Source organism: Pantoea sp. SM3 (genome assembly GCF_000963995.1).
GTDB classification, from domain to species: domain Bacteria; phylum Pseudomonadota; class Gammaproteobacteria; order Enterobacterales; family Enterobacteriaceae; genus Pantoea; species Pantoea rwandensis_B.
On the sequence record NZ_JZRD01000033.1, the window covers coordinates 17,857 to 32,150 of the forward strand.

At 57.9% G+C, this 14,294-nt stretch carries 17 protein-coding genes; all 17 read right to left on the reverse strand.

Annotated features, from left to right (window positions below; genetic code table 11):
- Positions 1–133: 133 nt before the first annotated feature.
- The 17 genes from VI01_RS18400 to VI01_RS18480 all read right to left on the reverse strand — a co-directional run bounded on the left by VI01_RS18400 (position 134) and on the right by VI01_RS18480 (position 14,144).
- Positions 134–1,366 carry a beta-ketoacyl-ACP synthase gene (locus VI01_RS18400; protein WP_045816206.1) on the reverse strand — a complete coding sequence of 411 codons (1,233 nt, stop codon included), beginning with the start codon at positions 1,364–1,366 and terminating at the stop codon, positions 134–136.
- Positions 1,366–2,097 (reverse strand): 3-ketoacyl-ACP reductase FabG2, encoded by a 732-nt coding sequence (locus VI01_RS18405; RefSeq protein WP_045816207.1) that lies wholly within the window; start codon positions 2,095–2,097, stop codon positions 1,366–1,368. Before VI01_RS18405 ends, VI01_RS18400 begins: the two co-directional genes overlap by 1 nt.
- Positions 2,094–2,567 carry a hotdog family protein gene (locus VI01_RS18410; RefSeq protein WP_045816208.1) on the reverse strand — a complete coding sequence of 158 codons (474 nt, stop codon included), beginning with the start codon at positions 2,565–2,567 and terminating at the stop codon, positions 2,094–2,096. The genes VI01_RS18405 and VI01_RS18410 overlap by 4 nt, the downstream gene beginning before the upstream one ends.
- On the reverse strand, positions 2,560–3,717 hold the full coding sequence (locus VI01_RS18415; RefSeq protein WP_045816209.1) for a beta-ketoacyl-[acyl-carrier-protein] synthase family protein: 1,158 nt from the start codon (positions 3,715–3,717) through the stop codon (positions 2,560–2,562). The genes VI01_RS18410 and VI01_RS18415 overlap by 8 nt, the downstream gene beginning before the upstream one ends.
- Positions 3,714–4,289 (reverse strand): DUF3261 domain-containing protein, encoded by a 576-nt coding sequence (locus VI01_RS18420; protein ID WP_038647671.1) that lies wholly within the window; start codon positions 4,287–4,289, stop codon positions 3,714–3,716. Before VI01_RS18420 ends, VI01_RS18415 begins: the two co-directional genes overlap by 4 nt.
- Positions 4,286–6,607, reverse strand: coding sequence for an MMPL family transporter (locus tag VI01_RS18425; protein WP_045816210.1), 2,322 nt, complete (start codon positions 6,605–6,607; stop codon positions 4,286–4,288). The genes VI01_RS18420 and VI01_RS18425 overlap by 4 nt, the downstream gene beginning before the upstream one ends.
- The gene (locus VI01_RS18430; protein WP_197079608.1) at positions 6,573–7,163 is read right to left on the reverse strand and encodes an outer membrane lipoprotein carrier protein LolA; all 591 of its coding nucleotides are present in this window, start codon (positions 7,161–7,163) and stop codon (positions 6,573–6,575) included. Before VI01_RS18430 ends, VI01_RS18425 begins: the two co-directional genes overlap by 35 nt.
- 17 nt (positions 7,164–7,180) lie before the next feature.
- A complete protein-coding gene (locus tag VI01_RS18435) occupies positions 7,181–7,597 on the reverse strand; it encodes a thioesterase family protein (RefSeq protein WP_045816212.1) in 417 nt (138 codons plus the stop codon).
- Entirely contained in the window at positions 7,590–9,284 is a 1,695-nt protein-coding gene (locus VI01_RS18440) for a glycosyltransferase (protein ID WP_045816213.1), read from the reverse strand. Before VI01_RS18440 ends, VI01_RS18435 begins: the two co-directional genes overlap by 8 nt.
- Positions 9,278–9,625, reverse strand: a complete 348-nt coding sequence (locus VI01_RS18445) for a hydroxymyristoyl-ACP dehydratase (protein ID WP_045816214.1) — start codon at positions 9,623–9,625, stop codon at positions 9,278–9,280. The genes VI01_RS18440 and VI01_RS18445 overlap by 7 nt, the downstream gene beginning before the upstream one ends.
- On the reverse strand, positions 9,612–10,940 hold the full coding sequence (locus tag VI01_RS18450; RefSeq protein ID WP_045816215.1) for an AMP-binding protein: 1,329 nt from the start codon (positions 10,938–10,940) through the stop codon (positions 9,612–9,614). The genes VI01_RS18445 and VI01_RS18450 overlap by 14 nt, the downstream gene beginning before the upstream one ends.
- Positions 10,937–11,497 (reverse strand): hypothetical protein, encoded by a 561-nt coding sequence (locus VI01_RS18455; protein ID WP_045816216.1) that lies wholly within the window; start codon positions 11,495–11,497, stop codon positions 10,937–10,939. Before VI01_RS18455 ends, VI01_RS18450 begins: the two co-directional genes overlap by 4 nt.
- Before the next feature lie 8 nt (positions 11,498–11,505).
- Entirely contained in the window at positions 11,506–11,760 is a 255-nt protein-coding gene (locus VI01_RS18460) for an acyl carrier protein (protein ID WP_034820249.1), read from the reverse strand.
- Between the two features lie 11 nt (positions 11,761–11,771).
- Entirely contained in the window at positions 11,772–12,029 is a 258-nt protein-coding gene (locus VI01_RS18465) for a phosphopantetheine-binding protein (RefSeq protein ID WP_045816217.1), read from the reverse strand.
- A 3-nt stretch (positions 12,030–12,032) separates the two neighbouring features.
- The gene (locus VI01_RS18470; RefSeq protein WP_045816218.1) at positions 12,033–12,833 is read right to left on the reverse strand and encodes a 1-acyl-sn-glycerol-3-phosphate acyltransferase; all 801 of its coding nucleotides are present in this window, start codon (positions 12,831–12,833) and stop codon (positions 12,033–12,035) included.
- Entirely contained in the window at positions 12,823–13,554 is a 732-nt protein-coding gene (locus tag VI01_RS18475) for a beta-ketoacyl synthase chain length factor (protein WP_045816219.1), read from the reverse strand. The genes VI01_RS18470 and VI01_RS18475 overlap by 11 nt, the downstream gene beginning before the upstream one ends.
- Before the next feature lie 197 nt (positions 13,555–13,751).
- The gene (locus VI01_RS18480) at positions 13,752–14,144 is read right to left on the reverse strand and encodes a hypothetical protein (protein WP_097119582.1); all 393 of its coding nucleotides are present in this window, start codon (positions 14,142–14,144) and stop codon (positions 13,752–13,754) included.
- Positions 14,145–14,294: the final 150 nt, after the last annotated feature.

Sequence of the window (14,294 nt, forward strand, 5' to 3'; positions counted from 1 at the left end):
TTAAGAAATCGCAAAGATTGCGACTTTTATAAGCATCAGTCTGCATTTTCACGCATATTTTGTGGGGATTTGAGACCGGTAAAAATCAGAGTCCAGCGGCTTTATGACAATCGCCGCTGGCTCAAGGAGGGGGTTAAGCGTCGCGCCAGCGTTTAAACACCAGCGAGGTGTTGATACCACCGAAGGCAAAGTTGTTGGATTGAATATAATCGGTATCAATTGAGCGTGATTCGCCCATGATATAGTCAAGATCGCCGCACTCTGCAGCGGGCTGTGTCAGATTCAGCGTGGGCGCAAACCACCCTTCTCGCATCATCTCAATGCTCATCCAGGCTTCCAACGCGCCGCAAGCACCGAGCGTGTGACCAAAGTAACTTTTCAGCGATGAAATCGGCGTGTCATTGCCAAAAATTGCCGCCGTCGCCTGACTTTCAGCGATATCGCCCCGGTCCGTCGCCGTGCCATGGGCATTGATATAGCCAATCTGCTCCGGCGTGACGCCCGCCGTTTTCAGCGCGCGTTCGATGCAAATCTGCATGGTTTCACGCTGCGGCTGGGTAATATGTGCCGCATCACAGTTGGTGTGGAACCCTACCAGTTCGGCGTAAATGGTGGCGCCGCGTGCCTGGGCATGCTCCAGTGATTCGAGGATCAATGTTCCCGCACCCTCGCCAATCACCAGCCCATCGCGCTGTTGATCAAAAGGTGACGGCGATGAATGCGGTGCATCGTTGCGTTGACTGGTGGCAAACAGCGTGTCAAACACCGCCGCTTCGGAAGGACACAGTTCTTCCGCACCGCCTGCCACCATCACGGTTTGATATCCATGGCGGATCGCTTCCCATGCATAGCCGATCGCCTGGCTGCCTGAGGTGCAGGCGCTGGAAGTCGGGATCACCCGGCCGCGCAGGCCAAAGAACAGCCCGGCGTTCACCGCCGTGGTATGCGGCATCATCTGCACATAGGTGGTGCCGGTAATGTTATTGGTGTGCTTTTCCGTCAGCATGGTGGCAAATTCACTGACCGGGCCGGTGCTGCCAGTCGATGAGCCATAGGCAATGCCGGTTTCTCCGCTGGTCAGCACCGGGTGATCGATCAAGCCGGCCTGTTCCAGCGCCAGCTCGGTGGCGCGCGTTGCCATTAACGAAACACGCCCCATGGAACGAATGCGTTTACGCGTGTAGTGCGCAGGCAGTTCGAAATTATCTACCGGGGCACCAAGCAAGGTGTGCAATCCGTCGTAAATTTGCCACTCCGGCATTTTCCGCACCGCGTTTTGCCCCTGCTTGATGCGTGCGGCCACCGCGGGCCAGTTTTCGCCAAAGGCGGTGACGCCACCCATGCCCGTAACCACGACTCGCTGCATCACAGCATACCTCCGTTGATTGAAATCACCTGACGCGTAACGTAGCCCGCAATATCCGACAGCAAATAGCTGGCGAGTCCGGCAACTTCCTCAGCCGCCCCCATGCGCTTCATAGGAATGATCTTTAGCGCTTCGTCGATCACCATCGGCTCCAGACCCGTCATGCCGGTGTCGATCAAACCTGGCGCGATACAGTTCACGGTGATTTTGCGTTTTGCTAACTCGATTGCCAGCGCTTTGGTGGCACCAATGATCCCCGCTTTGGCCGCGCTGTAATTCACCTGGCCGCGATTGCCCATGATACCGGACACCGAGGATAAGGTGACGATTCGGCCGCCTTGACGCAGACCAATCATCGGCATCACACAGGGATGAATCACGTTGTAGAAGCTGTCGAGGTTGGTGTGGATCACGCTGTCCCACTCATCTTCGGTCAGGGCCGGGAAAGCGCCGTCACGCGTGATACCGGCATTGTTCACTACGCCGTAATAGGCGCCGTGTTCGGCGATATCGTTTTCAATTGCGGTGCGCGTGGCCTCGCGATCGGCCACGTCAAACTGCAGAGTGCGCCCCACTCCGCCCGCATCCGTGATGTCCGCCAGCGTCTGTTGTGCACCCGCTGCATCACGGTGGTAATGCACCACCACGTTGAAACCATCCTGCGCCAGGCGAAGCGCAATGGCGCGGCCAATCCCTTTACTGGCGCCGGTCACTAATACGCTGCGCGTCACGGCTGCATCCCTTGTTGTAATTGATTAAGTTCCTGTTCATCCGGCTGATAGGTATTCAGCCGACCGCTGGCAAGGACCGCATCCTGACTGCGGATCTCGCCTTCGAAGCTACCGAGCTTGTCATCACGCATCAGCAGATGCATCTCCACCCGCAGCGTGCTGTCTGCGGCAAAGGTGTCAGCAGCGGCACGATAGCCGCGTCCACCCAGTAACATGCCGGGGCGGATATCCCGATCGCCGCGCTGTCGGGCATGAAAGCCTGACCAGACGCCAACGGTCTGCGCCATGATCTCGACGCCAAACCACGCGGGCAGTTCGCCCTGCGCATTAAGAAACGGAGCGAGTGCGCCATGGTGGTTGATCGTCACTTCACACACTACGCGCTCGTCGCTGACCTGAATCACGCGATCCAGCAGCAGCATCGGTGCACGGTGCGGCAGATAATCGCCCACCGGCAGAAAATCAGTCATGAGGCTTTCCTACAATCAGGCAGGTGTTATTCCCGCCAAAAGCAAAAGAGTTTGAGGCGATGATGGGACGCGCCAGCGGCTGTGGCAAAGTCAGCAGTCCGCAAACCGGCAGCGTGCTATCCAGGGTAGTGGCGCTAAAATCCTGCGCCGGTAACGCCAGATTCTGCTGCACGATAAGTGCCGCCAGCGCCGCCTCGGTCGCACCCGCCGCACCGAGCGTATGGCCCGTTAGGTGCTTAGTGGAACTACAAGGCACGCTATCGCCAAACAAGCGATGAACCACGCCCGACTCGACCTGATCGTTGAGTGGCGTCGCGGTGCCGTGCAAATTAATGTAGCCGATATCCTGCGGCTGCAATTCGGCCTGCTTCAGCGCCATCTGCATCGCTTGCTCGGCGCCAATGCCTTCAGGATGCGGAGCCGACATATGCCAGGCGTCTGATGATTCACCCGCACCAAGTAGCGCCAGAGGCTGCGGCTCACGCGTTAGCAGTAGCAGCGCCCCCGCTTCACCGATTGAAATACCGTCACGTTCTGCACTGAACGGTGCACACTGGCGCTCGGATAACGAGTCCAGGCTGGCAAAGCCGTTAATTGGCATGCGGCTCAATGAATCCGCACCGCCCACCAGCGCCACATCCACCAAACCGGCCTCAATCAAGCGCTGTCCGCTGATTAACGCGCGGGCGCTGGAGGAACAGGCAGTAGAAATCGTATACGCCGGGCCATCCAGTTCAAGATAGTGCGCCAGGAAGCGCGACGGATCACCTAACTCTTGCATGCGGTAATCGTAACCCGGCAAGCCTCTGTCGACTTGACGATCGCCCTCGTCCACCCCTGACGTGCTGGTGCCCAGCACCACCGCCACGCGCTCACGACCAAACCGGGCAATCGCCGCATCCACGGCCGGACGGATCTGCGCCAGTGCCGCCAGCAGCAGCTGATTATTGCGCGTGTTATGCACGGCAAGTGCGTCGGGCACTGACGGCAATTCGCCCGGCACCTCGCCCAGCCAACAGGTTTTACTTTGCTGCAACCAGCCTTCGCGCGGCTGCATGCCGGGTGCGCGACCTGACGTCAGCTGCGCGGCAATCTGCTCCAGTGAGTTGCCGAGCGCATTCACCATGCCAAACGCCGAAATGTAGATCATGAGGATGCGTCCAGATGCTGGATTTGAATTTGATAACCGAATGCGCGCTGGTCGATGCTGATCGGTTCACGCACGGTTCCCCGTTGCAGATAGCGAATCAACGTCACTACGTTACCGGCAGGATCGCGCAACTCACGACGATCGCCATCGTCGATCAACTGCCAGCCTGGCGGCAACTGTGGCTGCCATGCACTCAGCGGCCAGTGGCTCAGCATGACATCCGCTAGCACCTGGCTGGCGGGCGGCATTTCGGGCAGCGCCATCATCTGCTGCGTATGAATCCCGTTTTTATCATAGGTCACGCGGAACAAGCGAATGCCCAGTGAGGACAATCCCGCCAGGCTGATTTGCTGTGAATCGGCGCTCAACAGCACCAGCAGTGACTGGGTTTTACCTTTGGCGTGGCCGGTCAGCAGTTGCTGCTGCTGAAACGCAGGTGAAATGCCCGGCGCAGGCAACGTGACGCGCACGCCCGGTTTCAGCCACGCGGTGGGCCGATTGGATGCGCTGTCATGCTGTGCGCAACTGCTCAACAGCAGACTCAGCATCAACAACAAAGCACCTGTTTTCATCGTTGCTTCCTTTTCCCTGGTGCCAGCGCCAGTGGGGCCAGCAAGAATGCACAAAAGATCCCGCTGCACAGCACCGTGCCAAAACCACTGATCGCCGCCGTGCTGCTGAACACCAGCATGCCCAACGTCAGCAGTGTGGTCATCATCGCCAGCGTGACGGCCAGCATTGAGGTCAGTGGCGTACCGCGCGGATTACTGAAGAACAACGTGTAATTGATGCCGATGCCCAGCACCAGAATCAGCGCCAGCAGCGCAAATAAGTTCAGGCTGGCGCCAATCCAGCCTAATGTTGCCAGCGCTGCCGCCAGCGATAGCCAGGAAGGCAACGCGCTCCGTAAGCCCGCGGGTAAACCCAGCCGTACGATATAACTGACGGTAATCAGCAGCAGCGCGAGTGCCAACAGGCCACTCAGCAGCGTACGCCAGAAGCGGAACAGCTCATCGTAGCTGGCTTTGCGATCGACCCAGCTCACGCCCGCCTGCTGCGTGGCCAAGTCCAATAACGCCGCACTGTTTTTCACGCCATTGACCGGCACCAGCACGCTGCTGCGTCCATCCGGCAACGAGAGCCATAGCAAACGCCAGCCCTCACTCAGCGGACTCGCCAGCCAGTTATCGGCTTTGACTGGCATCGCCGTTAAGTCGGCATGGGTTAACGTGATGCCTGCCTGTGTTAACCGCGCCAGGATAGTTGGCGCGGCCTGCTGCAACAGCTGCAGATCCTGCTGTTGCTGATCCAGCGAATTAAGCGGCAATACGCGATAACCCGCCATCCAACCCTGCTGCTGCGCCAGTTGCAGCTTTGGTGTTAATTCGCTGAGACGCTGCAATGCCTGCTGTTCGTTATCGCCCCATACCACAAACCAGGTTTGATCGGCCTGCTGTCCCGTGAGCTGTGCCAGTTGGCGATCCTGCGCTAGCAGTTTCGCGGGAGCGCTCTGCAGATGGGCAATATCGTCATCGACATGCAGTTGCAGGATACCGCTCAATGCATAGAGCGCCACCAGCAGTGGCAATCCAACTTTTAACAGCGTGTTGCGGCGCCATGCCGCTAACCAGCGCGCCAGCCACACCATGCCGGGGATGGGGCGCACCGGCAGGCCGCGCACCAGCCATGGATAAAAACAGATCACCGTCAGGCAAGAGGCACTTAACCCGCTGGCGGCAAACACCGCCAGCTGGCGCAAACCGGGGAACGGTGCCAGCAACATCAGCAGCCAGGCAATCGCCGTGGTGCCCAGTGCCAGCAGTAAAGTGGCCCGCACCTTGTGCAGACTTTGCCATGGCGTGGATTGTTCGCCGTGTACCATGCGTTCCGTCAGATAGTACAAGGTATAATCGGCAGAGATGCCGACAATGCTGAGGCTCATCACTAACGTCGTGAGATGCAGCTCACCAAAACAGATCAAGGTCAGCACCGTACCCGCCATCGCGCCTATCGCCACCGAGAGCGCACACAGCGCCAAGGGCCGCAGCGAGCGAAACACCAGCCACACCAGCAGCAGCAAGCCGGCCAGTGTGACGCTGCCGAGCGTTTCGACATCATGCTGCGCGCGCTGGCTGGCATCATCGCTAAACAGCACGGTGCCACGCGTTAACAGCTGGGCATCTGGCCAGCGTGTTTTTAACTGCTGTTCAAGCTGATTGAGGGCGGTCACCAACTGATGACTTTGCTGAATGCTAAAGGCGTTGCTCGCCAGTTCACCGTGCAGGAAATACCAGCGGCGCTGCTGGGCGTCATTCACGGTTAACCAGCCGTTATGCAGCACCATTTTGCTGGCATTCTGCTGCAGTGCCAGTTGCGCGCCACGCACCAGCATCAGCGGGTCGTTTTGAATTTCTTTACTGCTCACACCGGCAAACGCTGAGAACAGTTGCGCCAGAATCCAGTCGGCTTGTGCCGTACCGCCGTTTTGCAGACGTGCGCGCGTCAATGGATCGATCAGGCCGTTACGATGCTGGAAGGCGTAGGTGCCCCAACGCTGCATCTGGTCATCATCCAGCGCACCGCTAACCTGTTTCAGCATCGGCAGCGCCTGAAGCTGCGCTTGCCACCACTCTGCCACTTCATCGCCATGCGCATCATCGGCGCTCACCAGCCACACCAGTTGGCGATCCAGCCGCTGCATAAAGCCTTGCTGGATCTCAGCGGGTGCTTGACCCAGATTTTGTTGCGGCAATAAAGCCAGCACGCTGCTGTTCAGCTGGCTGCGCGGCAACAGGATGGCCAGTGCCACCGCCAATGCCAGACATACCGCCAGCCACAGCAGCGCAGCGGTTTTCTCACTGCGCTGGGGCAAAACGCGCTCGCTCTTCATCAGTCAGTTGTTTCGGCTCGGTGCGGGTGTCACTTAAAGTGATGGCGGTTTTATCGCCCTGCTTATCATCCAGCGTAATGCTGTTAAGGAAGGCTGCGCCTTGCAGATCGATGCGGTTGAAGATTTTGTTCAGCGGTGCCGCCTTCGGCGTCAGGCTGAGCTGCCACTGGTCATTCCCTTTATCGTGGAAATCGAGTTCAAAATTCTCGCGCAGCACCTTTTCGTCGGCCTGAAATAAGGCCCGCAGCAGATGATTGAACTGAAACATCTGTGGATTGCTGTCGGCGGTGATCACCTGCGGCGGCTGCCCGCTCATGCTCTGAACCATCCGCTTATCATCGAGAATCAAGGTCATCACAAACGGCGTGGCCTGATGCCACCACAAACCTTGTTGCTGGGCGATTAATAGCTGGCCACGCGACACCAGCGGCTGCGACATACCAGAAATGGTGCGCACCTGCTCGAAGTTGGCGCGGATCACCGTCTGGCTGGCAAAACGCTGCTGCAGCTGATCCAACGTGATGGCCTGTGCACTGGCACACAGCAACGTCAGCATCAAACAAAGAGTTCTGATCACGGTTTGACTCCCAGGCGTTCAAATAAAATATCGGGTGAAACGAATTTCATCTCCTGACTCACCGCATCCACCGCCACTTGCAGCGTGTGTGCTTTGGTGGTGACCTGGCCCGCCACATTGCGGATGACATAATCGATACGCAAGCGGTTCTCGTATTCCGTAATGCGGGCTTCCACGCGGATCACCTCTTCACAGCGTAACGGCTGGCGGTATTTGACACGCGTGTCCACCACTGGCCAGACAAAACCGCTGGCGGTCATCTCAGCGTAGCTATAGTTGATGCTGCGCAACAGCGCTTCACGCGCCACTTCAAAAAAACGGAAATAGTTGCCGTGCCACACCACGCCCATCGGGTCGCAGTCGTGAAACGACACGGTTAATTCAACCTCAGCGCGCCAGATATGTTCACTCATCGCGGCTCTTCTCCTCTGGTAACGTCCAGAAATCGTAAAAGTTAAACCAGTCCAGCGGCGCCATCAGCGCATGCTGTTGCAGTCGCTCGGCATAGCGATCCACCGTGGCCTGCAGCGCCGCCTGTCGTTGGGCTCGCGGCAGCAGGATCGGATCGGCAAAAGGCTCACAATGCACACGCAGTCTGCCCTGTTCCCGCAAGGCAAACATCAACAGCACCGGACAGCGTAAGGCGGCGGCCAGCACAAAAGGCCCCTGCGGAAACGGTGCCGGACGGCCCATAAATGCACTCCACACCACGCGGCGTTCGCCCCCGCGCTGACGATGCACGGCGGTACGATCGCCGAGAATCGCCACCCATTCACCGGCATCCAGTTTTTGCTGCAGCAGAATGGCCGTATCCGGGCCGATATCGGTGACCGGCATCAGATTTACCCCGGCCTGCGGCGCGATGCTCTCCAGCACCTCGCGAAAGCGCTGGGCGTTATCAGTAAACACCAGCGCGTTGATCACCAGCCCGCTGACCTGCTTTGCCATCGCGCGGCAGGCTTCGATATCGCCCAGATGCGAAGCGAGGATCAAATGTCCTTTGCCATCCGCAGCACGGATGACCGCTTCGGCACCCGGCGCAAAATCAATATCGCGCCCCCACTGCACCTCTCCGCGCCAGCTGGCGACTTTATCCAGCATGCTGTAACCAAAGCGCAGAAAGTGTCGATAGCTGTTGATCGGCGCCGGCAGGGCAATCTGCTGTTTACTGGCTTCTGCCTGCACCCGCGTCAGCCATTGCTGAGAAGCGTTACGCGCCTCACGTCCGCTCAACCAGTAAACCGCCACCACCGGCCAAAGCAACAGCACAAACGGCAGCCGCCCAGCGCGACGGTACAACCACAGCATAAAACGCAACCCGCTCTGACCCCGGCGTTCTGGCGTGGCGGCCCAGTGCTGCGCCGTTTTACCCCGGCTCAGTAACTGTGGGATACGCGGCACCATGCCAAAGAACAGGCGCGTGTGCATCCATGAGATACGCAGGTTGTCGTGCAAGGCATCAAAATGTGACAGGCCGCTTTCCGGATAGGTGACGCGCGTGCTGATAAAGCGGCTCGGCGTGCCCTGCCAGTAGAGTCGCACCATGATTTCGGTGTCGAAATCCATGCGCTGGCCAATCGGGTGGCGATCGCAGAGTGCTAATGAAGGTTGCAGCGGGTAAACACGAAAACCGCACATGCTGTCTTTTAGCGAGAAGGAGAGCGTTTCAATCCACACCCAAAAATGGGTGATGTAACGGCCATACAAGCGGGATTTCGGAATGGAATCATCGTAAACAGGCTGGCCGGAGATCAGGCAATCGGGATGGCTTTCCGCTTCCGCCAGCATGCGCGGCGTGTCTTCCACCTGATGCTGACCATCCGCGTCGAGTTGTAGCGCGTGGCTGTACCCTGCTGCGGCGGCTCGGCGCATCCCGGCGATCACCGCCGCACCTTTGCCCTGATTCATCGGCAAGGTGAGGATATCCAGCTGTGGGGCCTCAAGGGCGGCGATCTGCTGCTGCGTCTGCGTATCACTGCCGTCATCGACGATAATCACCGGCAGATTAAAAGGAGCCAGGCGCGCCAGCACCGAGGCCAGCATGGCGCCGTGGTTGTAACAGGGAATCAGAACACAGGGGTTGAAAGGCGCATTCAGCACAGGCGAATCTTCCCGCTGCTGGCAATCTCAATGCTGTCCACGCGAATCAGGCTGTAGCTGAAGCTCAGCAGTGATTTGTCTTCCTGCCAGCTCAGCTGCAGCTCCAGCTCCGCATTAGGCGGCACCGGCTGCTGAAACTTGATGTTCTCAATAGAACGGAAGTGTTTACCGATGGCCAGGCGTGACAGGCCGTAATGTAAAGCCCAGTCGAGCTGCGCCACGCCGGGTAAAATCGGTAAGGTCGGGAAGTGGCCGCGGAACCAAAACAGATCCGCGGCAGCATGCAGGCGCAACGTCAGTGTTGCGCCCTGCTGCAGGGCGTTAAGTTCAACCGGCAACATCAAACAGTTCCTCAATTTGGGGCCAGGCGCGTTTACTCTGCGCCGTCACCGGAATCGCGTTGACGACACGCCAGTAACGCGGCATGGCGACCGGTTCAAGCCAGGGTTGCAGCGCGATTTTCCATAGTTTCTTGCGTTGGGTCAGCGTTGCGGCATCCAGCGTGTCCGGCAAAGCCAGCACCACGCCAATCGCCTGACGTCCGTGACGCTGAATCGCCAGAGCGGCAGCATCTTCCACGCCGGGTAAGGCCAGCAGTCGTCGCTCGATCTCACTGAGAGAAACGCGCTTATCTTCGATCTTCACCACCCGATCCTGACGCCCCGCCAGCTGAAATACGCCGGAGGGCTGTTGCACAATACGATCGTCGAGCGGCCAACCCTCAGTGGTTTCCAGCAACGCCGAAAACACCCGCCATTCAGCAGATGCCTGCTGCTCCAGCCTGACCTGTGGAAAACAGTGCCACGGGGCGTTTTCTTCCTGCGCACAGCGCCAGCCCATCACGCCGGTTTCGGTGCTGCCGTAAATCTCATCCACCGCACAAGCGAAGGCATCCTGAGCACGTTGCGCATCAGCCCAGGGCAAAGCCCCGCCTGCCGAAACAATCAACGCACACGACGGCGCTTCCAGGGCAGGATCAAGGCGTCGCAAAAAGGCCGGACTGCTAATAAAGGCGTAGCGTCGATCGCGACGCTGATCGGCCAACTGCTCACCGTAAAAAATTTGCTGGGCGGCGAGTGGCAAACTTAACGCCATCGGTAACACAATGCGAAACGTCAGGCCATACAGATGCTGATGGCTCACTGAGGCAATGACGTGGCATTGCTGCAGACGTTCGGCCCATAACGCCGCCAGCCACTGCGCTTCGAGATCGAGTGCACGCAGTGATTTCACTACGCGACGTGGGGTGCCAGTGGAACCGGAGGTGAACAACACCAGCGCGGCATCCCCGCCGATGGCAGGCAGCTCACCCAGCGCCAGTGCACCGTCCCAGCGCAACTGTGGCAGGGACACCGCCAGCGGCATATCGCTGATCACGCCATCCAATTGTTCTGCCATCTCTTCCAGCTGCGCGGCCCGACAATGTCCGGGGAGCACCGGGGTTTTACCGGCGTGCCATAACGCTAGCAGCGCAGCCGTGAAGTGATAACTGTTATCGAAGCATAACGCCCAGTGCTGGCCCGGCAGCCGTTGCAATGTTTCCACTAACGCCATCACCTGCTGGCGCATTTCCGATAACCAATGCTGTTGCTGCCCTTGCCAGGCCACGACACGATCCGGCGCTTCGAGCCAGTCGCGGATACTCACCACCTTCATGCCTTGTTCCTCATACGCTGACGCAGCAGCCATTCGCCGCCCATCAGCGTGCCCATCAGCAGATAGCTGATGCACCCATTCCAGAGTGTCCACAGCGAGAGATCATTGAGCAGGCAAGTGACCAACGCCACGCTGCCGTTAAAAATGAAAAACCCACACCATACCTGTGTCACGCGCCGCGTATAGCGCACTGCCCGCGCGGGCAAATCCGCTTCACGCAGCCGCGCTAAACGTTCGACCAATGGCATGGGGCTCCATAAAGATGTGCCAAACAGCAGCAGCATCAGCGTATTCACCACCACCGGATACCACAGCAACAAATGCTGGCTGCGCAACAGCATGCTGGCAAGGCACAGTAAGGTGCCCACCAGCGCCAGCAACAGCATCACTCGCCCCATCGCGCCCTGCGCGTGACGTAACTGCCAGATGCGCCAGCCAAACAGCAAGGCTAACAGAGCAATCACACCACGCCATTGCGGATGGGTGACAGCGAGCCACACCAGAAATGGCCAGGCCAGCAGGGCCAGACCATTTAACATGCGCAGAAAGGCTGGCATGCCGGAAATCAGGCTTCGTCGCGCATCAGTTGATCGACGGCATCCACCACATCCTGCACAGTGCGAACCGCACGGAAGGCTTCAGGTTTGATTTTACGGCCGGTACGCTTTTGCAGGTGCACCACCATATCCACCGCATCAATGCTGTCGAGTTCGAGGTCTTCATAGAGACGGGCATCCGGGCGGATATCATCGGCATCAATTTCAAACAGCGAGGTGAGTAGCGAGGCCACTTCCTGGTAAATTTCGTCTTTATTCATCATTTTGACTGTTCTCAGGCTTGCTGTTGTTCAACAAACGCGGCCAGCGTGGCCACGGAAAAAAAGTGCGCGCGTAAGGTTTCGCTTTCTGCGGAAAGCTGTACGCCGAAGCGATTTTTCACCGCCAGTCCCAGCTCAAGGGCATCGATTGAATCGAGTCCCAACCCTTCGCCAAACAAGGGTGCGTCGGTTTCTATATCGCCCGGGCTGATATCTTCCAGATTCAGCGTGTCGATAATCATCAGTTTGATGTCGTCAATCAGTGCTTGCATAACTTACTTTGTCTCTTCAGGGACCAGTGCCTGTTGCAGGTGACGCGTCAGGCGACGCGCGGCGAGCGGCTGCGCATCTTCTTCGGCTTCACTGAAGGCCTGGCTATCAATACGCGATTGTACGCGTACAGTAAAAACGGGTTTAACCAGCGGAATCTGATACCAGCGACTTTGCTTATCGAGCATACGCTGGGTGCAGCTAATATGTACCACGCGCAGATCGCATCCGGCACGCACCGCGATATTGGCGGCACCGCGTTGCAGCTTCAACGGTTCACCATAACGGGTACGCGTACCTTCAGGAAAAATCAGGATGGTATCGCCGCGCGCTAAACGTTGCTGGCTATCTGGCAACAAGGTATCGGCTTCGCTGTTAATCAGGTAATCGGCAGATTTGATTACGCCATTAAAAAAAATGTTGTGCTGCAATTCGGCCTTAACCAGACAATCCATTTCCGGCAGAACCGAAGCAATCATCACATAATCGATCAGCGAGGGGTGGTTGGCTACAATCAGGCAGCCGCGATCCTGGCGCAGTCGTTCCGCACCGATGATCTGATAATCGTAGACGCCGACAAAGCGACAGAAGCGCAGGAAACAGCGGAAGCTCCAGGCAATGCTGCTGCGTGCAATCTGACGCCGACGCAGACCATCGCGCTGAATCAACAGCAGCAGGTTAAACCAGGTCACAGACAGCAGCAGACCGCCAACGCTGAACAGCGTAAAACTCACGGCGGTCATCACCAATCGCCAGTAAAAGTTGCAGCCAGCACGCCAGCGCAGGGCTAACGAATTATCCGCCATGATGCCGCTCCCAGTGCCACAGGTGACGTTCACCGGCAATCGTCATTCGTTCGTCACCCTGCAACATCGCCTGCAGGAATTGCAGACTTTGCGGCAAAGTCTCGGCGTCGGGGCGCGCAGGCTCTGCTGTGCAGCGCCACTCATTGCCGGATTGCAACAACAGAGCCACCGCGTAAGGGGCGTTGAAGCGATCAATTTCGGTTAGCCACGGCTGATAATAGGCAGGTATAACGCCATCGAAATCCACCAGCAGCACCTGCGCGTAGCCCGCCTGATGCAAAGCCGCGACCTCAAGCAAACCCTGTTGAAAACTGTCCATGCCCGCTGAAATCGACGAAGAGACCAGCGGCTGTCGCGCCGCAATGGTTAAGCTACCCACCGCAGAGTTGTGTACGGACATGGCAAAATCGGTCGGAGACAGCGCCTGCTGATCTTTTAACGCCGTGAGTATGCGCAGATTACGTTCCAGCTCACCGTGGCGGCTGGTAAACACAATGGCATCCACCGTTTGACGTGCCAGTAGCGCCAGCCCGCTCTCCACAGCCGCACGGCTGCCCGCGCTCAGGCGACGTGCAGTCATCATCGGCAAAAATTGGGGTTTGGCGATCGGTAGGGTGGCGTCCAACGCGGTTTGCTGCCCGGCCCAGTGCTGCCACTCATCGGCAGTGCTGTGACCTGGTGCAATCGCGTGCCAGTCAACCAGGGTGTAAGCGAGTTTCATACCTGTATTCTTTCATCAGCCTCAGGGATGGTCAGATTTTCGCTGTGCGGCATCCCTTCCCTGCTTGCGTTCGAGTCCGTCATCCGTCTCATGCGAATGTCGCCGATTAACAAGGCGGGCACATGGCCCGCCTGTTTTCTCTTTCGGCAGCGTTAGCGCTTTCTTTAAAACATTATGTCAGCGATCACGCATGGCGCTTATTTTACGGCCTGAACCGCAAGACGCGTCTGAATACCCTGGTTCAGATTCTGAATCCAGCGGTTGTAGTTACGATGGATCTGGCCGCTGCCCGCTTTCAGATTGGTACTGCTCACGTAATCAATGCGGTAGCTGTTTGCAGCATAAGTGATGCGAATGTCGGCCGTATGACCGCGCTCGGACAGCTTACCGTTCATCACGCCCGGGCCTGCTGGGGAAATCACCCAGTGGTTGGCCGCACCGGCTTCAACGATGGCGCGCTGCATTTGACTATCCGTGTAGCTCTGCCCAACGGTCTGGCTCACGTTCTGAATGGGTGCGGTGCGCGGTGCGCAACCCGTCATTAATGCTGCTGTCACGATTAAGGCAAGCGCCGCTTTTTTATTCATCATTTCCTTTGTTTCCCCTGTCGTAGCCAATCACCACAAATGGCAACCGTGTGCGTAATTGAACTTGCACTGATCCGTTCAGACTTTGTAAAGCGCGCGAATAATACCACTATATGTAAAGACAAGTAAAAAAAAGCACGAATGACTTAAGCA